This is a genomic window from Burkholderia sp. GbtcB21 (genome assembly GCF_019091065.1).
Classification (GTDB): Bacteria; Pseudomonadota; Gammaproteobacteria; order Burkholderiales; family Burkholderiaceae; genus Burkholderia; species Burkholderia pyrrocinia_C.
This window is the reverse complement of record NZ_JAGXKA010000002.1, coordinates 447682-468499: the sequence shown is the minus strand read 5'-3', so window position 1 is coordinate 468499 and position 20818 is coordinate 447682. Positions and strand designations below refer to the sequence as shown.

At 57.6% G+C, this 20818-nt stretch carries 14 protein-coding genes; 13 read left to right on the top strand and 1 reads right to left on the bottom strand.

Going from position 1 to position 20818, the window contains the following annotated elements:
• Nucleotides 1-4 precede the first annotated feature (4 nt).
• The 13 genes from KVT39_RS06450 to KVT39_RS06390 all read left to right on the top strand — a co-directional run bounded on the left by KVT39_RS06450 (nt 5) and on the right by KVT39_RS06390 (nt 19605).
• Nucleotides 5-973, top strand: coding sequence for a glycosyltransferase (locus tag KVT39_RS06450; RefSeq protein ID WP_059888993.1), 969 nt, complete (start codon nt 5-7; stop codon nt 971-973).
• A gap of 47 nt (nt 974-1020) precedes the next feature.
• A complete protein-coding gene (locus KVT39_RS06445) occupies nt 1021-2175 on the top strand; it encodes a 2-deoxy-scyllo-inosose synthase (protein ID WP_059889011.1) in 1155 nt (384 codons plus the stop codon).
• A 134-nt stretch (nt 2176-2309) separates the two neighbouring features.
• Nucleotides 2310-3515: a glycosyltransferase family 1 protein gene (locus tag KVT39_RS06440; RefSeq protein ID WP_217588177.1), complete on the top strand. Its 1206-nt coding sequence runs from the start codon at nt 2310-2312 to the stop codon at nt 3513-3515.
• On the top strand, nt 3515-4267 hold the full coding sequence (locus tag KVT39_RS06435) for an SDR family NAD(P)-dependent oxidoreductase (protein WP_217588175.1): 753 nt from the start codon (nt 3515-3517) through the stop codon (nt 4265-4267). Before KVT39_RS06440 ends, KVT39_RS06435 begins: the two co-directional genes overlap by 1 nt.
• 55 nt (nt 4268-4322) lie before the next feature.
• A complete protein-coding gene (locus KVT39_RS06430) occupies nt 4323-5294 on the top strand; it encodes a glycosyltransferase (protein ID WP_212164296.1) in 972 nt (323 codons plus the stop codon).
• A gap of 142 nt (nt 5295-5436) precedes the next feature.
• Complete coding sequence (locus KVT39_RS06425; protein WP_217588174.1) at nt 5437-9090, top strand: glycosyltransferase; 3654 nt, start codon at nt 5437-5439, stop codon at nt 9088-9090.
• A 111-nt stretch (nt 9091-9201) separates the two neighbouring features.
• Nucleotides 9202-10248 (top strand): GDP-mannose 4,6-dehydratase, encoded by a 1047-nt coding sequence (gmd, locus tag KVT39_RS06420; RefSeq protein WP_217588173.1) that lies wholly within the window; start codon nt 9202-9204, stop codon nt 10246-10248.
• On the top strand, nt 10226-11134 hold the full coding sequence (locus tag KVT39_RS06415; protein ID WP_254640357.1) for a GDP-mannose 4,6-dehydratase: 909 nt from the start codon (nt 10226-10228) through the stop codon (nt 11132-11134). Before gmd ends, KVT39_RS06415 begins: the two co-directional genes overlap by 23 nt.
• A gap of 11 nt (nt 11135-11145) precedes the next feature.
• A complete protein-coding gene (locus tag KVT39_RS06410; RefSeq protein ID WP_165948117.1) occupies nt 11146-12300 on the top strand; it encodes a glycosyltransferase in 1155 nt (384 codons plus the stop codon).
• A 705-nt stretch (nt 12301-13005) separates the two neighbouring features.
• Nucleotides 13006-13959: an SDR family oxidoreductase gene (locus tag KVT39_RS06405; protein ID WP_217588331.1), complete on the top strand. Its 954-nt coding sequence runs from the start codon at nt 13006-13008 to the stop codon at nt 13957-13959.
• A 5-nt stretch (nt 13960-13964) separates the two neighbouring features.
• Complete coding sequence (locus KVT39_RS06400; RefSeq protein ID WP_217588172.1) at nt 13965-14996, top strand: glycosyltransferase family 4 protein; 1032 nt, start codon at nt 13965-13967, stop codon at nt 14994-14996.
• On the top strand, nt 14993-16882 hold the full coding sequence (locus tag KVT39_RS06395; RefSeq protein WP_131947835.1) for a nucleoside-diphosphate sugar epimerase/dehydratase: 1890 nt from the start codon (nt 14993-14995) through the stop codon (nt 16880-16882). Before KVT39_RS06400 ends, KVT39_RS06395 begins: the two co-directional genes overlap by 4 nt.
• Nucleotides 16883-17235: 353 nt before the next feature.
• Nucleotides 17236-19605, top strand: a complete 2370-nt coding sequence (locus KVT39_RS06390; protein WP_217588171.1) for a protease pro-enzyme activation domain-containing protein — start codon at nt 17236-17238, stop codon at nt 19603-19605.
• A 95-nt stretch (nt 19606-19700) separates the two neighbouring features.
• On the opposite strand, the gene KVT39_RS06385 is transcribed toward KVT39_RS06390, so the two are convergent.
• Complete coding sequence (locus KVT39_RS06385; protein WP_217588170.1) at nt 19701-20807, bottom strand: glycosyltransferase; 1107 nt, start codon at nt 20805-20807, stop codon at nt 19701-19703.
• Nucleotides 20808-20818: the final 11 nt, after the last annotated feature.

Here is a 20818-nt window from a genome sequence, read left to right as displayed (position 1 = left end):
TTGAATGAGCGATTCGCGTGTCTTGATCACGACCTATCCTGCCGCATTTCTGCATCGCGGCGGTGGGGAGCTTGAGCTGGTGGATCTGCTGGCGAATCTGCGGCAACTTGGCGTTCGCGCGGATCTTTACGGGCCGGGCTGCCAGCCGCTCAACCGGTACGACGTCGTCCTGCATTACTCGGTTGTGCCAACGGGTATGGAGTTCGTCCGTGAAGTGAAGGCCGCTGGCAAGAAGCTGGTTCTGTTGCCCGCAGTGTGGTGGTCGAAAGCGCCGGCGCAGGGCGAGAAGGACTCGGTCGCGGCGTTCTTCGACCTCGCCGACGTGGTTGTATTCAAGTCGAAATCTGAGTACGCGAACATCGCGCAGCACGTTTCGCTAGACGAAGCGAAAGTGGCGTATTGCCGGTGGGGTGTCGATTCGTGTTTCGAGGAGCTGGTCGACGGGCAGTTGTTCAAGGAAACCTACAAGCTCGACGAGTACCTGTTGTCGGTTGGGATTATTGAGGAGCGCAAGAATCAATTGGCGGCGATACACGCGCTGCGTGACTCGAAGATTCCCCTTGTGTTCGTCGGAGACTATCGTGACCGCGCTTACTACGAGTCGTGTGTAAAGGCGGCTCCGTCGCATTTCAAGTTCCTTCCGTATCTGCAACCCAAGTCAGAAATTTTGCGGTCGGCGCTGCGAGGGTGTAAGGCGTTCGTCGAAGTGTCGCTCGAGCCGGCTGGATTCTCCGCATTCGAAGCTGCGCTGGCACGTGTGCCAATGGTTTTGTCGGCGGGAGCATGGACGCAGGAACATTTCGGCGAATTGGTGCATCAGGTAGATCCCATGTCGCCGGCATCGATTCAGGGCGGTGTGAAAGCTGCTTTGGAGGCACCGGTATCGCCGCAGCTGCAGCGCGACGTCCATAACCAGTACCTGATGCCGCAATGTCTCGAGCCGCTGGTTCGCGTGCTGCGCGTGCGGTCCTGACGCATTCAATACTCGTTACGACACGTTGAGTGGTCATTTAGAAATATATGAGCGAACATACAGTCCCGCGAACCTTCAACTTCCATGCTGATCGCAAGCTGGAAAGCGAAGTCATCGTGAAGAAAGATGCCCTCCGCCATTTGGATACGATGGGGATTTTCGACCATATCCGATTGGAGTCGAAACACCTGTTGGTAACCGACAAAAATGTGGAGAAACTTTACCTGCGTCGCGTGCTGGAATGTATCGAGCGTTCGGGCCGTTCGGTGCGTACGCTGGTCGTTCCCGCAAGCGAGGGATCGAAGAGCTTCAAGTGGTACTCGCAGCTGGTCGAGAAGGCACTCGATTATGGTTTCGACAAATATTCGGTGATCTTCAGTCTCGGCGGTGGGGTGGTGAACAACCTCGCGGGTTTCTTGGCTTCGACGCTTTACCGTGGTATCGGTCTTGTGCATTTCCCGACCAGCCTGCTTTCGCAGGTCGACGCGGCCATCGATTTCAAGCAGGCGATCAATTACGACCACGGCAAGAATCTGATCGGAAGCTATTACCCGGCTTCCAAGATTGTGGTCGACCCGCTGGTGTTGCGTACGCTGGACGTTCGACTTATTCGGGACGGGCTGGCCGAGGCGATCAAGCACGCGATTTGCCAGGATACGAAATTCCTCGACTACATCTGTTCGAACAGCGAGCATCTCGTCGATCCAGACTTTCTGTCCGAGGTCGTGACGAAATCGATCGAACTGAAACTCGAGGTGATGAGCGGCGATCTTGATTCGGATTACGATGAAACGCTGAAGCAGTACGGCCATGCGATTGGTCACGCGGTCGAGCATCTCTCGGAGGGGGAGGTGTACCACGGCGAGGCGATCTCGATTGGTATGTGTGTTTCTGCGGAAGTCGCCCTACTGCTTGGACTGTCGGACGAGGAAACCGTTGCGATGCACTATGACGTGTTTAGCAGAGTTGGTCTGCCGACGACCGTGCCTGAGGCATTTTCGTTGTCCGATTTGTGGGAAAAAATTCGCTACGACAAGCACTTCCTCAGTGGGAAGGCTTATATGGGCCTGGTGCGTACGGCGGGTGTTATGGCGCCGACCAATAATGGAAACTTTGGGCATTACATCGAGCAATCGGTCATATTCGAGGCGATCGAAAGGAACCGTCGCCAGGGACAGCGAGACGCGTTGCGGGTCAGTTGACCGGAGTGTGATGGGTTTGTGCGGCAAGCAGTTTTATCAGAGGCCGCATAGCTGACCGATACTCGTCTTGGCTATTTGTTTGCACCGCCGCTCGTATCGAGCGGCGGTGTCTGTTTATTTTGAGATTGAAGTTCATGCGCCACCGTTTATTTTTCGACGTGACCGAACTGGCCGGGTTTGACAAAGGAACCGGTATTCAACGGGTCACGCGCGCGTTGCTTCAAGCGCTGAGGCAAAAAACGCCTGCGGACTGGAAGGTCATTCCGGTGCGAGGAGACGGGGCAAAGGGCCATTTTGTAACTGCCACTGCGCTAGCCGAGCGTCAGCTCGCAGGGAATCCCGATCCGTCTGTTGAAATTGCGGTCGAGCCGGCGAAGGACGATATTTTTCTCAGCGTTGATCTCGCATACAACATCACGCCTTCGCTGCGCCAGGAACTCGTCCGATTCCGTACGAACGGTGCTGGCGTGTATTTCGTTGTGTACGACCTCATTCCGCTGATGTATCCGGAGTGGTTTGAGGGAACCAACGCGTGGTTCGAAGGTAACGACTATCTCAAGCTATTCAATTACTGGTTTGAGTGCGTCAGCGAAGAAAGCGACGGCATGATTTGCATCTCCGACGCCGTACGTAAGGACGTCATCGCTTGGTTGGAGCGGTTTCCTCCGGTGCGACGACATCAGCTCAAACTCGAATATTTCCATCTCGGTTCGGATATTACAGAAAGTCTTCCTTCGCGCGGATTGCCCCACAACGCACCAGACGTCCTGGCACAGCTCAAATTGTCGACGACCTTTCTCATGGTCGGCACGCTGGAGCCGAGAAAAGGGCATGAACTGGCCCTCGATGCGGTCGAGAAGCTTTGGGCTGACGGACAGGACGTGAAGCTTGTGTTTGTCGGGAGGGCTGGTTGGAAGGTCGAACATTTGACAGAACGCATAAAGCGGCATCCCGACTTGAACAGGCGTTTGTTTTGGCTCGATGGCATTAGCGACGAGTACTTGCGAGAGGTGTACATGGCATCGTCCGCGCTGTTCGCACTTTCGTCGGCAGAGGGCTTTGGTTTGCCGCTCGTTGAAGCGGCGCACTTCAAATTGCCCCTGATCGTTCGTGACATCCCGGTATTTCGGGAAATTTGCTGCAATGCCGCAACGTACTTTTCTGGCGAGTCGAGCGAGGACTTGAAGGGGCTGCTTGTCGAGTGGCTTGTTAAGTGGAATTCGGGGCAATGTCTGTTGCCCAACGGCATGGAGGTGCTTTCGTGGCCGGACTCCGCCCAGCAACTGATGGCGGCTGTCGGCAGAATGCGAGACACTGAATTTTTCTGGAGTGTTGACTAATGCGCAAACGCGTAATCGTAACCGGGGCAAGTCGTGGTATCGGCCGCGCGATCGCCGAGGTGCTTGCACTCAAGCAATACGACCTCGATCTCATCGTAAGCAGCGAAGCGTCGGCAGAAGAACTGCAACGCGCTGATTTCGTGAAAGATTCGAGGGCGAATGTGTTTGCGGTCGATCTGGCGAGCGGCGACGCAATTGGCCAGTTCGTGGCCAACTGGCGGGCGGCGCTCTGGGGTATTGTGAACAACGCTGGAATCTGCAAGACGTTTGGCATTCTCGACGAAGGTGATGACCCGCTGGACGAGGTGCTGAGCACCAATCTGACTGGTCCATATCGTCTAACTAAAGGGCTGTTGCCGTACTTGAGCAGGCCTGGCCGGATCGTCAATGTTGCCTCGCAACTTGGTCAGGAAGGGCGGGCCGGATATTCGGCTTACTGCGCCTCCAAGTTCGGGTTGATTGGCATGACAAAATGCTGGGCAAAGGAACTTGGGGCGGAGGGCGTGACGGTCAATGCCATTTGCCCTGGTTGGGTCGGCACCGAGATGTCGTTCAAGGATGTCGACCGGATTGCGGCAGAAGAGGGGCTCTCGGCAGACGAGTTTTACAAGGACGTATGCGAACCGCTGGAACTGAAGCGGTTTACGACGCCGACCGAAGTGGCCAATCTGGTTGCATTCCTGATTTCGGAAGAGGGTTCCGGCGTGACCGGGCGAGACTGGTTAATGCATACGGTCTGGAACCAGTGTTGAAGCCGATCGTCAGATTTTTTAGAGTTGCAAAAGCCACTCCGTAATCGAGCCATTCATGAAAGCCCTTTTTTATAATTACCCGTGGTCTATGGACGTTCCTGGTGGCGGGGAGCGTCAATTGTTAGCATACGCGCATCACTTGCCGCGTTTTGGTGTCGAGGTTGATCTGTATGACATGTGGAAGTCCAGGCTGAAAGATTATCAGTTGTTTCATGTGTTTTCTGTTATGCCGGGCATCATCGAGATGTGCGATTATGCGAAGTCTAAAGGATTGAAATTAATCGTCAGTCCTAATTTGTGGGTAACGCAGGAAACAAAGAATAATTATCCGTATTCTGATATATGGAATATTTTGGAGCTTGCTGATCGAATTGTCGTCAATTCCAATATGGAGGGGGACACCCTGAGCGATGTCTTTGGTATTGATCGATCAAAATTCCATCGGGTATTTAATGGTGCTGAGGCGGATTTTCTTGTCTCGGTTTCGCCAAGTGTTTTTCGTGATGCTTATGGTGTTGATGGGCCATTCGTTCTTAATGTGGCGAATATCGAGGAACGTAAAAATCAACTTGAATTCCTTCGTTTGCTTCGTGAGGAGCGGCCTGATCTGACGTTCGTAATTGCTGGTTCGATCCGTAATCAATATTACGCGGACGCATGCAAGGAAGCCGGTGGCGATCGCTTGCGGATTGTTGGAAATCTACCCTATGCATCCGAGATGCTGCGCTCCGCGTTGAGCGGTTGTGAGTTCTTTGCAATGCCAAGTTTGCTGGAAACGCCAAGCATTGCGGCCATCGAGGCTGCCGCGCTAGGTTGCCGTGTGCTTCTTACGAAAGTTGGATCTACCCGCGAGTATTTCGGTGATTCCGTGACTTACGTTGACCCGTGGTCGCGCGATTCCATGCGAGCCGGTATCGGCGAGGTTGCTGGCATGTCTTCGGATAAGTCGATTTGGGCAGCGCGGGACCGATTGCTCTGGCCGCTGGTGATGCCGGAAGTCGTGCGCTGCTATGAATCGGTCCTTTGATTGACGATTTGTTACCGTAATAAGTCACGTGAAAATCATACTTGATCTGCAGGGATGTCAATCTGCAAGCCGATTCAGAGGGATTGGGCGGTATTCGCTCGCCCTGGCTAAGGCTATCGTCCGCAATCGTAACCAGCATTCGGTGACGCTCCTGTTGAATGGACTTTACGCGGATGGGTTGGATGATCTCAAAGCTCAGTTCAGCGGAGATATCGACGGCGTCGATGTTATCGTATTTGATGCTGAGGGGCCGGTTGCGGAATTTGATGTCAATAATGCGCCTCGCGCACGGCTTGCTGAGCTTGCAAGGGAGCGTCTAATCAAGTCGATTAGTCCGGATGTAGTGTTGTTGACGAGTCTTTTTGAAGGTTTTGTCGATGATGCAGTTACGTCGATCGGTTTGTTGGGCGATGGGCCGTTTACTGCTGTGACGCTATATGATTTGATTCCGTATCTCAATCCGGATCCAAATTGGCCGAGTCATTATAGAAATTATTATGATCTCAAGATCGAGTCTTTAAAGCGAGCGGATCTTTTGCTCTCGATTTCGGACTACGCTAGGCTCGAGTGCATCCGGGCAATACCGGAATTGGATGGCCGCGTTGTGAATATGTCTTCGGCATGTGACAGCGCTTTCGTACCGGGTGTCACGCCCGAAGCCGAATTGTCTGAACTGCTTGAGAGATTCGGCGTCGTGAGGCCGTTCGTGATGTCGGCTGGCAATCTGGAGCCGCGGAAAAATTTCGCTCAACTGATTCGTGCGTTCGGTGCGATGCCTGCATCGCTAAGAAATCATCGACAAGTGGTACTTGTCGGTGGTGCGGATGCAGAGCAGATCGAACGCACCAGTCGTGTAGCGGAAGAGGCGGGATTGGCACCCGATCAACTGCGAGTGCTGGGTCATGTGACCGATCAAGAGTTGCTGGCGCTTTATCGAGCCTGTGAACTGTTTGTATTTCCGTCGCTGCATGAAGGTTTTGGGTTGCCTCCTCTCGAAGCAATGGCCTGTGGTGCTGTGACCATAGGCTCGAGTGCAACAAGTGTTCCGGAGGTCATCGGTCGAGAAGACGCGTTGTTCGATCCGACATCGCTTCCCCAATTGACCGAATTGATGGTCAAGGCATTGACAGATGACGGGTATAGGGAAACGTTAAAGTCCAGCGCGTTGAAGCAAGCGGCTGGATTTTCGTGGGACAAGACGGCGCAGAGAGCGCTGCTTGCCTTGGAAGAGCGCGCAGGAACGCGGGCGGTACGGACAACCAACGGCTCGCCGCTTCCTTCCTTGGGAGGAGGTCGGCCGCGCCTTGCTCTCGTTTCTCCGCTTCCGCCCGAGCAGACCGGAATTGCTGATTATGTTGGCGAACTTCTACCGACGCTCTCGGAACGTTACGACATTGTCGTGATAACCGATCAGAAAACGGTCTCATCGAGCCGTTGCGAAGGACGAATTTCGGTTGAAAATCTGTTGTGGTTTGACAAGCATGCTTCGGAGTTCGATCGGATCGTATATCAAGTCGGAAACTCACCGTTCCACGTTCATATGCTCGAGATGATGAAGCGTCATCCGGGGGTCGTGGTGCTGCATGATTTCTATATCAGCAGCTTGGTGTTTTGGATGGATGCGTCCGGCTATCGACCTGGAGAGAAAATTCGGTCATTGCAACGATCGCACGGCTATGGCGCGTTGGAGCAACTGGCGCGCGAAGGGGAACAGGTCGCAAAGTTGGCGTGGCCTTGTAGCTACGACGTCGTGCAGAATGCTCTGGGCATCATTGTGCACTCTGCATACTCGCAACAACTCGTCGCGCGTTTTTATGGCGACGAATTCCTGGAGAAAGTGCAGGTGGTGCGTCAGCACCGCGAGTCCGTTCGGCCGCGAGATCGGGACGACTCTCGACGCCGCTTGGGCCTCCGGCCGGACGAATTCGTCGTGGCCGCATTGGGTTTCATGGATTTCACGAAGTTGAATCACATTCTTCTGGATGCATGGAAAGGATCCTGCTTGGCCAGTGATAAGGCATGCAGGCTAATTTTCGTTGGCGGAAAGGAAGAGGCTGATTACGGACGTCTTATCGACGAAACTATCGCTGGTATTGACGGTGGGCGGCGTATCCATATCACGGGTTTCGTTGATCATGACACGTTTGTTGACTACCTGTCCGCTGTGGATGTCGCGGTGCAGTTGCGTACCCATTCGCGTGGCGAGACGTCGCGTACGGTGCTCGATTGTCTTGCATACAAAGTGCCGCTGATCGTCAATGCGAACGGCCCGATGGCTGAATATCCCGACGACACGCTGATCAAGCTCGATGACGAATTCGATACTAACGATCTGACTGAAGCGCTTGAGCGCCTTCATTCCAGTCCGGAACTGCGTGCACACCTTGGCAAGAAGGGGATTGCGTATGTCGAGGCCAGTCACGATCCTCACAAGACCGCAGCTGGTTATGCGGCGTCGATAGAACACGCATGTAATAGTGTAGAGATCCAGAATGTCAGACGGAGCATGATTGGTTTCGGTCGGCAGGTCGCATCGCTTGCGCCTGCCGATCGTGAAATCTGTATGCAAAAGGCTGCAGATCTTGTGTGCGCACCGACGCGTCGCCGTATCTATCTCGATATATCTGCGACAGTACGGAACGATCTCAAGACGGGTATCGAGCGCGTCGCACGCGCTCTGGTTAGGGAAATGCTGCTTGCGCCTCCAAGCGGGTTCGAGGTCGTTCCAGTTTATCTCTGCAACGAAGGTGGGCGCTGGCGTGTTCGTAGGGCGATGAAATATCTTGCGGGTCAGCCGGGATTCGAGATACTGAATCAGCAGGACGAGATCGTCGTTCCGTCCAAGGGCGATGCGTTGATCGGACTGGATCTGTTTTCGGATGGAGTCGTTGATGCGGAGCGCAGTGGTTTGTACGCGTATTGGCGCGCTGCCGGCGCGAAAATTGGATACGTAGTGCACGACATCCTGCCGATAACTCGGCCGGAGTTTTTCCCGCCGTGGGCTCACGACATGCATTGTGCCTGGATGGCAGCCATCTGCGCCCATTCACATATGCTGATCTGTATTTCCGAACACGTGAAACGGGATGTAACGCGATGGATGGAGGAGAATGTTCGGGAACCTGGTCGTCGCCCCGAGCTACTCGTTTCGCATCACGGGGCAGACGTCAACGCATCCTTCCCCACATTCGGATTTCCGGCAGGCGCTGAGCAAGTCCTGAACGAAATTGCTGCGCGGCCCACGTTCCTGATGGTCGGGACGATTGAGCCTAGAAAGGGACATCTGCAAGCCGTGCGAGCATTCGAACGAATGTGGCAGACCGGTGTTGACGTAAATCTGGTCATTGTCGGACGTGAGGGTTGGAAACCCTTGCCAGAAGAGGATCGCCGAAACATCCCAGCCACGATTAAGGCGATCCAGAATTGCAGCGAACTGACGAAGCGGCTGTTCTGGCTCGACGGGATAAGCGACGAATATCTTGAGCGTGTTTATGCTGCGTCGTCCTGCTTGCTGTCACCATCGGAAGGAGAGGGTTACGGGTTGCCGCTCATCGAGGCCGCCCAGCATAGTAAGCCGATCCTCGCACGTGACATCGAAGTGTTCCGGGAAGTAGCGGGCGACACGGCGACCTATTTCTCAGGCGCGGATGATGCGGATTTGGCGCAAGCAGTGTTGACTTGGCTCGATTTGAATCAGAAAGGACAGGTGCCGGATGTTACCCGGCTTAAGTGGGATACGTGGGCGCAAAGCGCGCAGCGCCTCGGTCGCGCGATAGCAGCGCAAGTCAGGAGTTGAGGGAGGGTTGCCAGCGATTCACGGGAATCTGCTTGCCCGGCCGTTGGGACATAGTATTTATCAATATGTCCCGGATTGTAGAATATTGGAAATTGTTGATTGGAAAGACAGATGGAAACGCAAAACAAAACAGCTATCGTTACCGGTATCACGGGCCAAGACGGAGCATATCTCGCGGAGCTTTTGCTCGAGAAAGGCTATGTCGTACATGGAACGTATCGCCGTACGAGCTCGGTGAATTTCTGGCGGATCGAGGAACTTGGTATCGACAAGCACCCGAACCTGCATCTCGTCGAATACGATCTGACCGACTTGTCGGCCAGCATCCGGTTGTTGCAGCAAACCGGCGCGACCGAGGTCTACAACCTTGCTGCGCAGAGCTTTGTCGGCGTTTCGTTCGATCAACCTGTCACCACGGCCGAAATCACGGGTATCGGACCGCTGAACCTGCTCGAGGCCATCCGCATCGTCAATCCGGCGATCCGCTTCTATCAGGCATCGACGTCGGAAATGTTCGGCAAGGTTCAGGCGGTGCCGCAAATCGAGAGCACGCCGTTCTATCCGCGAAGCCCATATGGCGTTGCGAAGCTTTACGCACACTGGATTACCGTCAACTATCGCGAATCCTATGGCATCTTTGGATGTAGCGGAATTTTGTTCAACCACGAGTCCCCGCTGCGTGGGCGCGAGTTCGTGACGCGCAAGATCACGGACTCAGTGGCGAAGATCAAGCTTGGCATGCTCGACGTTTTGGAGCTGGGAAACCTCGATGCGAAGCGCGACTGGGGTTTCGCGAAGGAGTATGTCGAGGGGATGTGGTTGATGCTGCAGGCCGACAAGCCTGATACGTACGTTTTGGCGACGAATCGCACCGAGACGGTCCGTGATTTCGTGACGATGGCGTTCAAGGCAGCCGGTACGCAAGTCGCGTGGAAGGGAGAGGCGGAGAACGAGATCGGCGTCGATGAAGCTACGGGTAAGGCCGTGGTGCGCATCAACCCGAAGTACTATCGCCCGGCTGAAGTGGAACTGCTGATCGGGAACCCGGAGAAGGCAAAAAGCGAACTCGGCTGGCAACCTCAAACTACGCTCGAGCAACTATGCGCGATGATGGTAGAGGCGGATCTGCGCCGCAATGAACAAGGGAAGTCGTTCTGACATGCCGAGCGTCCTGATAACAGGAATCGCGGGGTTCACGGGCAAGTATCTCGCGGACCTGTTGCGTATGCGTGGTTACGGCGTCAGCGGAATCGCACACAACGTGTGCTCCGAGGAGGAGCACATTTACCAGTGCGACCTGCTGGACCGGAGTGGTCTTGCGAACGTGGTGCGCGAAGTGAAACCCGACTACGTGGTTCACCTGGCTGCTATTGCGTTCGTAGCCCACGGCGATGCGGATGCCATGTATCGCACCAACGTGGTTGGCACGCGCAACTTGCTGGAAGCAGTGACGGCGGCTGGCCACATTCCTCGCTCGGTGTTGCTGGCCAGCAGTGCAAACATTTACGGCAATACTGCTATCGACCCGTTGGTCGAGACTGTCGCGCCTTCGCCTGCCAATGATTACGCAGTCAGCAAGGTTGCAATGGAGTACATGGCAAGCCTCTGGGTTTCGCGTTTGCCTGTCACGCTCGTGCGTCCGTTCAACTACACCGGAATTGGTCAGTCGGTGAACTTCCTCTTGCCGAAGATCGTCGACCATTTCAAGCGAGGCGCACGCGAAATCGAACTTGGAAATCTCGATGTCGCCCGCGACTTTTCCGATGTCAGGACAGTTGTGGATGCTTATGCGCGCCTGCTTGAAGTCGAGCCCGCGGGTGATGTTTTCAATGTATGCTCGGGCGACGCGGTCACCTTGCGGGACGCGATTTCGATCCTCGAGCGAGTCGCCGGCTATCAGATCGATGTGAAGGTCAATCCTGCGTTCGTGCGCGCGGGGGAGGTAAAGTACCTCCGCGGCAGCAACGAAAAGCTGCGAAGCCAGATCGGCGAATTGAAGGCGATCTCGCTCGAGGAAACCCTGCAGTGGATGTATGAAGCGTAAAGGCGGGCATCTTGAAGGCGCTTCATATTTATCGTACGTATTTCCCTGATCCACCGGGGGGATTGCAGGAGGCGATCCGGCAGATCAGCCTCGCCACGCGGGACTGTGGTGTCGAGTCGCGGATATTCACGCTGTCGCCCACGCCAGCGCCGCGCGAATTGCAGTTCGCCGAAGGAAACGTGATCCGGTCGAAGTCGTGGATGGCGCCGGCCTCTTGCGACATCGGCGGACCGGATGCGTTCTTGCGGTTTCGTGAGCTTGCGAATTGGGCTGATGTTCTCCACTTTCATTTTCCTTGGCCGTTTGGCGACGTGTTGCGGCTTTCCGGAATGAGGAACAAGCCGGCGGTAATGACGTACCACTCTGATGTTGTCCGGCAACGGTATCTCGGATATGTGTACGGGCCGCTGATGCGCTGGATGCTGAGCTCGATGTCAGCCGTTGTCGCAACGTCTCCTGCCTACGCACATTCAAGCCCGGTCCTGACGTCGCTCGTACGTCCGGATCGGGTACGCGTGATTCCGCTCGGCATCGCGGATTATGCGACTGATGATATTGCGCGGCAGTGCGGACCGGACACGCTGGCGCGACTTTCGTTGCGCAACAGGCCGTATTTCCTGTCGCTGGGCGTGCTGCGTTACTACAAGGGGCTTCACACGCTGATCGAAGCTGCACCTTCTATTCCGGCCGATTTGGTCATAGCCGGATCTGGTCCTGAGTTGAATCGCCTGAAGGCACTGGCCGCCGCGGTTGGGGCGTCGAACGTGATATTCGCAGGGCAAGTTACGAACGAAGAGAAGGTGGCGCTCCTAAAAGGGTGCCGCGGGTTGGTGTTGCCGTCTCAATTGCGTTCGGAGGCGTTCGGCATGGTGTTGGTCGAGGCATCAATGTTCGGGAAGCCGATGGTGTGCTGCGAAATCGGTTCAGGCACCTCGTATGTCAACGAGCATGGTGTGACGGGCTACGTCGTGGAGCCGGAGTCGCCGCGTGCGTTGGCGGTTGCCGTTAATGCGTTGCTTGATGACGAGTATGCATCGGAGTGTATGGGCAAGGCTGCACGCGCGCGTTACGAGCGCTTGTTTTCTGCTCCTGCATTGGGTGGAGCTTACAGGGACCTGTATGAAGAGGTCTTGGGCGGCGGTCGGACGGACAGCGTGTCCGGTTGATTGAGCGTTTTCGCGAAGCGGGGATCACGCGTTCGGCCAATCCATACCTCGTAGGAATTCATCATAACGTGTCGAATCGTAAGCTGGTGACTTTGTTTAGCGAATGCCTGTTTAGTATCTTTCCGTCATCTTGGGAGAACTGGGGCATGCGCGCCTGGAGCGCATTGCTTAATGCATAAGGTTTGTGCAACGTCTAACACGGCGGGTCCTCCTGACACCAACCCTCTTCCGCATTTGATGTAGGAATCCTAATGATCACAAGCAGGCGTTCAACGTGATCCGGATGTTGATTGAGGAACCAGAAATGCTCGCGTGATATGAAGGGCCGGTTCCGGCGATATTCCGTCGGCGGACTTGGTAAACCCGCCTTGACGAGTTGTGTCAGCAATTCATGACGTAACGCGATTTCGGGAGGGAGAGCTTGGCACCGTGCGTGGGCCACTGGCTCGGACAGGTGCCTTCCTTCCCGATGCCGTTACGCGGAGGGGGTGTCGCGCGTGCTTGACGGGTGGCACGATCCACTAGAAATGGTGAGGCGACCGGATGAACAGCCTTGCTACACGAATGTTCGATACGAGCTTGGTAATCGGCTGCCTGATAGAATGCTGCTGCCAAGACGACGATCCGACCCACCGACAATACCTGCCGACAAGGCTGCACAGACGTGTTTGGTCCGGACGGCGGATTCACGATGAAATCTATCGAATGATTCTAGTAACAGGAGCCAGCGGGTTCGTGGGCCAAGTGACGTGTCGCGCGTTGCTGGAGCGTGGGGAGCGCGTCGTCAGGCTGGTCCGGCGCCCGACTGGTCAACCTGACCTCGGCCCTGAATGGGTGCACGATCAGGCGGATTTCGCCGGCATCGAGCAAATGTGGCCCGACTGGGTACGATGCGATTCCGTAATTCACCTCGCCGCGCGGGTTCATGTCATGCGCGACTCGGCGGTGGATCCTGCGGCGGCATACCGTGAAACCAATGTGGAGGGCACGCTTCGCGTGGCTCGAGCAGCGCACGCGATCGGCGCACGTCGGTTTGTTTATGTGAGCAGCATCAAGGCGGTAGGGGAAAGCAGTGCTGGACGCGCGCCACTTGGCGAAGTCGACGAACCGACTCCGCTAGACCCGTACGGCATATCCAAACTGGAGGCCGAAAGGGGACTTGTCGCATTCGGTCGCGAATCGGGGATGGAAACTGTGATCGTCAGGCCACCGCTGGTATATGGTCCAGGCGTGCGTGCCAATTTCCAAAGCCTGATGCGAGCGTTATCCAAGCGAATCCCTTTGCCTATCGGGGCGATTTCGGCGCGCCGCAGCTTGATCTACGTTGAGAATCTTGCGAATGCGCTATTGGTGTGTGCCAGCGATTCCCGCGCCGCCGGGCAGGTTTTTCACGTCGCCGATGGCCGGGATCTTACTGTGACCGAGTTGGCGCGTAGCTTGGCCACGTACCTGGATGCTCCCGCTCGACTGCTTCCAGTGCCTGCGACCTGGCTGCGTATCGCGGGGCGGCTGACAGGGCGCCTCCCTGAGGTCGAGCGACTTGTCGGGCCGCTGCAACTTGACACTCGTCGGATTCGAGAGGTGCTCGACTGGTGCCCTCCGCACGACGTAGAAGACGGGTTGAGACAAACGGCGATTTGGTATCGCTCCACGCAGTAAATGCAATGTTGACCAGTACGATTACATCTAGTCCTTTCCTCGTCGCGGCAAGTTGGGCGCTATGTGCCGCGCTGGCTTGCGCGGCGATTCTCTGGGGATTGCTAAAAACCGGTCTCGCATGGCACCTTGCGACGGATGTTCCGAACGATCGTTCTTTGCATACGTTGCCCACGCCAAGGGCGGGGGCTTGGGGAGTGGTTCCGGTTGCCGGGGTTGGCATATGGATGGCGGACTCCGAATTTCACTGGATCGTGGCACTCGTGGCCTTTCTGGCCATTGTGTCCCTAGTAGACGACCGACGCGGGTTGCCAGCACGAGTGCGCTTCAGCGCCCATGTCGCTGCCGTTGCCGTGCTCCTGAGTCTCTATCCGAGTGTTCAACCATGGTGGGTATTCCTCGTGATCGCCTTCGTGCTGGTGTGGTTGATCAACTTGTATAACTTCATGGATGGCGCGGACGGGCTGGCAGGCGGTATGACGCTGTTCGGCTTTTCGGCTTATGCCGCGGGAGCTGCCATCAGCGCTCATCCATCACCGTCGTTGGCTATCGCAGCCGTGACTGTAGCGGGGGCCAGCCTCGGGTTTCTGATATTCAATTTTCATCCGGCACGAATTTTTCTTGGTGATGCCGGGTCCATATCGCTCGGTTTTCTGGCTGGGGCAATGGGGTATTGGGGGTGGATTCGCGGAGTATGGCCTTTGTGGTTCCCGCCCTTAATTTTTTCTCCGTTCATCGCAGATGCATCCGCGACGCTGTTCAAGCGGCTTCTTCGAGGGGAGAAGTTCTGGCAAGCTCATCGTGAACATTACTATCAAAGAATGGTTCGTTCCGGGTTGGGACACGCGTTGACCGCGGTTTCATGGTACTTCGTGATGGCCATCGGCGTTGGCGTAGCGTTGTGGGGGCTCGATCGTTCACCGTTGATTCAATGGATTGTCGTTGCCGTGTGGGCCTGCATACTCATATGCGTAGGTGGTGCAATTGATGTGCGATGGCAACGATTCCTGAAACTTACAACCGAAAAGGATGAGGCATGACACCCATGTTCAAGCCGAAGGGTTCGTGGCTGTCGTTGAGCGCATTCTTCTATGATCTGATGGCGGTCGCATGTGCGTGGCTGGTCGCGTACGTGATTAGATTCAACGGTTCCGTACCGACGGAGTTCTGGATGGGCGGTCTCCTTGCGCTCACCTGGGTGCTCACCATCTACGGCCTGATGTTCCATGTTTTCGGACTTTATCGAGGACTTTGGGTATTCGCGAGCCTACCTGATCTGCTTCGGATATCTAAGGCCGTGAGTTGCGGCGGTGTGATCGTAATGGTTGGCGCCGTCATGTTGCAGCCGACGCCGATCATTCCTCGTTCCGTACTGTTGCTGTCCCCATTGTTGTTGTTCGTGACGATGGGCGGTGCGCGTGCGCTGTATCGAGCAGTCAAGGAGTTCTATCTATATGGCGGCCTGGTCGGTCAAGGCAGACCCGTCCTAGTCTTGGGCGCTGGCACTGCGGGGGCTAGCTTGGCGCGTGAGTTGTCGCGTTCCGGGAAATGGCGGCTGGTAGGCTTGCTCGACGATGACCCTGCCAAGCGGGCAAGGGAGGTCTACGGATACAAAGTGCTTGGCAGTATCGATGAACTGTCTCATTTCGCTGCGGCGCTGAAGATTGAGTATGCAATCATCGCGATTCCGTCAGCTCCGGTCGAGGCACAGCGTCGCGCAGCAACCCTTTGTGTTCGCGCTGGCGTGCGGGCAATGGTGCTGCCGTCGTTGACCGAATTGCCGCCCGGCCAAGGTTTCCTGTCGCACATTCGCCAGATCGACCTCGAAGACCTCCTCGGCCGCGACGCCGTGACGATCGACACGCCGCACGTCGAGGCGCTGCTGCGCGGCCGCGTCGTGATGGTGACGGGCGCGGGCGGCTCGATCGGCTCCGAGCTGTGCCGGCAGATCCTGCGCTTCGCGCCGGCGCAGCTTGTGGCGTTCGACCTGTCCGAGTACGCGATGTACCGGCTGACCGAGGAGCTGCGCGAACGCTTCCCCGACCTGCCGGTCCTGCCAATTATCGGCGACGCGAAGGATTCGCTGCTGCTCGACCAGGTGATGTCGCGCCATGCACCGCATATCGTGTTCCATGCAGCCGCCTATAAGCACGTGCCGCTGATGGAGGAGCACAACGCCTGGCAGGCGCTGCGCAACAACGTGCTCGGCACGTATCGCGTGGCTCGCGCGGCGATCCGCCACGACGTGCGTCACTTCGTGCTGATCTCGACCGACAAGGCCGTCAATCCGACCAACGTGATGGGCGCGAGCAAGCGTCTGGCCGAAATGGCCTGCCAGGCGTTGCAGCAGACGAGCGGGCGCACGCAGTTCGAGACCGTGCGCTTCGGCAACGTGCTCGGTAGCGCGGGCAGCGTAATCCCGAAGTTCCAGCAGCAGATCGCGAAGGGCGGCCCGGTGACGGTTACGCACCCGGAGATCACGCGTTTCTTCATGACGATCCCGGAAGCGTCGCAGCTCGTGCTGCAGGCGTCGAGCATGGGGCATGGCGGCGAGATCTTCATTCTCGACATGGGCGAACCGGTGAAGATCGTCGATCTCGCGCGCGACCTGATCCGCCTGTATGGTTTCTCGGAAGAACAGATCCGTATCGAGTTCACCGGGTTGCGGCCCGGCGAGAAGCTCTACGAGGAGCTGCTGGCGGACGACGAGGCGACGACGCGCACGCCTCATCCGAAACTGCGGATCGCGCGGGCGCGCGAAGTGCCGGACAACCTGCTCGATGAATTGCTGCCGTGGCTGATGCAGCACCGCGTGCTGTCCGACGACGAGGTGCGGCGCGATTTGCGGCGCTGGGTGCCGGAATATCAGACAGCGGTTGCGCCGGTGCTACAGAGCGTGCCGAGACGGGCCGTTGCCAGCGAGTAATCGGGCCGTCGGTTGGTGGCGCCGAGATAACAGACGATCGCGAAATTCATGCCGTTCAGTAGCGTACTGAACGGCATTTTTATTGGTGGAATCGCCAGGAACAAAGTCGGGTTTGAGCTCGGGGAATGCCAAGTGTAATGCCTTCAGTTTTATAACGATGTGGCGTCTATCGGGTTGAATCCGCAGGTATGACCGGACGCGCGCGCCGCGCTGAACGGGCGCATGGCTCGATACGTCAGCGTCATTTGACTGTCGGCCGATTTCTGCATATGGTTTCCTCAAGATAGCCGTGCGATTGCCGTAAAGAACGATGTGAAAAACTGAATAAAAAATCTACGTTCGATACCAATCCGATGAAAGCGGAACATATTGCCAGGGGAATGAGCGCGGCACTCATGGTGCTCGTGCTTGCAGGCTGCGGCGGCGGCGACGACGCAAGTCCGGCGGTGGCCACGGCGCAGGCCGGCAAACTGTCGGCGCTGCGAGCCACAGGCAACGCGGTGAGCGCGGCGCCGATGAGCGCAACGGCGCCGGTCCATGTTGCACTGGTGCTCAAACTGAATGACGAAGCCGGGTTGAGCCGCTTTCTGCAGCAAGCGCGAACGCCCGGCAGCGCCAGCTTCGGGGCCGTGCTGACGTCCGCGCAGATTGCCGCGCAGTACGCGCCCACCGCAGGCCAGGTCGCCACAGTGAAGGCCTATTTGGGAAGTAAGGGCTTCACGAACATCAAGGTGGCCGACAACAACATGATCGTTGAAGCCGATGCCCCGGCCGGCGTGATATCCGGCGTGTTCCAGACGTCGCTCGTCCCGGTCGCGATGGCGGACGGCACCAGCACGCATATCAATACCGCCCCGGAGACGATGCCCGATGCGATCAGCGGGGTCGTTCAAGGGGTTCTCGGGCTCGATACCGCGACCCGCCTGCATCCGAATTTCGTGCGCGCTCCCAATGCCGGCGCTGCGCCGACCGCAAATGCGTCGCCGACTACTTCCGCAGTCACGGTGGGTCACAACCCGACGGACTTTCCCGGCATCTATTCCGTCGGCAGCACCCCGACGGCGGCCAACGTCACGGTCGGCATCATTGCCGAAGGAGACGTGACGCAGCCTGTCATCGACTTGGCGACGTTCGAGAGCAACAACCATCTGCCCGCCGTACCCGTTTCGGTAATCCATGCCGGACTGCCGAGCGCGGACACGAGCGCGAATGTCGAATGGTCGCTCGATAGCCAGGCCATCGTCGGGATGTCCGGCGGCCTCAAGCAGCTCAATTTCTACGTTGCGTCATCGCTTGCCTGGAGCGATATGGCGCTTGCAATCAATCGCGCCGTGATCGACAACACCGCCCGGGTCATCAACATGTCGATCGGCGGTTGCGAGAACTGGGCGCCGACGGCGGCCATCGACACGCTGTTCCAGCTCGCCGTCGCGCAGGGGCAGACTTTCGCGGTCAGTTCCGGGGATTCAGGCAGCGTGGCGTACGGTTGCACCGGCACGTCGGTGCAATACCCGGCGACGTCCCCGTATGTCGTGGCCGTTGGGGGCACCACGCTCTATACGAACGGGAACGGCAGCTACGCGGGCGAGACGGCCTGGGACTCCAGCGGGGGCGGCATCAGTGGCATCGAGCCGATTCCATCGTGGCAGTCGAACGTTCCGGCGCTCAAGGGGCGGGCGTTCCGGGGCCTGCCGGATCTTGCGTTCGATGCCGATCCGAACAGCGGCGAAGCAGTCATCGTGGGAGGACAACTCGAGATAGTGGGCGGGACGAGCCTGTCCGCGCCGCTGTTTGCCGCGACTTGGGCGCGCATGCTGTCCGGTGCCTGCGCGACGAATCTCGGTTTCGCGGCGCCCACGCTGTATGGCGCTAAAGCCACGACCCCATCGAGCTTTCGCGATATCACCAACGGTTCGAATGGCGCATACAGTGCGGGTTCGGGATGGGATTTCGTGACCGGCTGGGGCACGCCGAACGTCAGCGTGCTGTATTCCGCGATATGCGTTCCGGCGGCCCCGATCTACGGCGGTGTGATCAACGAAGGTACGACGCTCAAGCCGGGGCAAATCGTGTATTCGGCTTCCAAAAGCCATGAGTTGGTCATGCAATACGACGGCAACCTCGTGCTTTACAACACGACCAATGGTGCCGCAGTGTGGAATTCCCGTACGCACGGAAACGCCGGAGCGTATGCCGTGTTTCAGACCGATGGCAACTTCGTGGTCTACGGCGCGAGCGGCAATGCGCTGTGGTACTCGGCGACCGGCGGGACGTCCTACGGCCAGTCTCTTGTCGTGCAGGACGATGGCAACATGGTGATCTACCGATCGTACGTCCCGGTATTTTTCACATCGACCACTACTAGCGGATATACGAACTCCACGAGCGGCCCGGCCATCTGGAATGGCGGCGTCACCCTCAGCAGCGGCCAAAGCTTTACTTCAGGCAATGGCGCGAACGTGCTGGTCATGCAGGGAGACGGGAATTTGGTGCTTCTTCGCCAGGGCGTTCCGCAGTGGAGTTCGGGTACCTACAATCATCCGGGCGCCTTTGCAGTGATGCAAACGGACGGCAATTTGGTCGTCTACAGTTCGACATGGGTGCCGCTCTGGTATTCCCGCACGGGTGGATATCCCGGTGCAGCCACTTACGTTCAGGACGACGGTAACGTCGTGACCTATACGCAACTGCCGCGTTGGAGCACGAATACAGGGGGGGCCTAGTATTCCGCTCGTCGATTCGCGGCCGCGCCGCCACGGCCCCGTCACCAACGGCGGGCCGTGCGACTCTCGGTGATACGTCGGCCGACCCGCGCCCCTCAATACCCCCGCTTCCCCTTCCTCACCACCATCCACCGCGGCGCCCTGAACCGCACGATGCTGAGATACAGCCACACATACGTCAGCGCGAACAGCACGACAAAAACGAACAGATGCACGGTATGCCGCCAGAACAGCGTCGCCGGAATCACCGCGACGAGGCACAGCAGCCAAAGATAAGGCGACGTCAGCGAATTCCGCCGCGTCAGATCATGCGCGTGCTTCGTCCCGACCGCCCACCGCATCAACCGCTTGTACACGAGCATGTGCAGATGCACGCCATCCGGAATCCCAGGCGACATCCCGCGGATGAACTTCTTCCGGTAGATCGAGAAGCACGTCTCGAAGATCGGATACATGAACAGCAGCACAGGATACCAAGCGGACACTTCGCGATTGCGCATCACGAGCATGATCGCGAGTTCCGCGAGCATGAACCCGATGAAATACGCGCCGCCGTCACCGAGGAAGATAAGCCCGGCCGGGAAATTCCACAGGAAAAACCCGAGCACGGCGCCCATCATGATGATCGACGCGGACATCACGACCGGGTCGTTGACATGGAACGCGACATACGCGAGCGACGCGAACATCATGAAGCTGACCATCGACGCGAGTCCGTTGAAGCCGTCGATGATGTTGATCGCGTTGGCGAGCGCCGCGACCGCGAGCACCGTGACGAACGCCGAGATAGCCACGTAGCCGAGCAGGAAATCGAGCGGCGGCACGCTGATGCGCTTGACCGCGATACCCATCACCCCGAACGCGAGCGCGGCCGCGCCCATCGTGCACAGCAGCCGCGCACGCGGCGACACGCGCTTGGTCAGGTCCTCGACGAGCCCTGACAGGAACGCCGGCATTCCGCATGCGGCGATCCCGAGAATGCTGCCGGCGATCGTCGGATAGCGCCGCGACAGGATCAGCGCGGCAATGACGACCCCGGCGAGGATCCCGATGCCCCCAACGCGCGGCACGGGCCGCACGTGGAATTTCTGCACGCCGGCCAGGTCGCTGTCGACCGAGAATTTCTCGTGAAGGTGCGCGTAGCGCACGATGAACAGCGTGACGAGCAGGGAGACGATGAAACCGGACGCGAAGCTGAGCATGGGATCGCTCG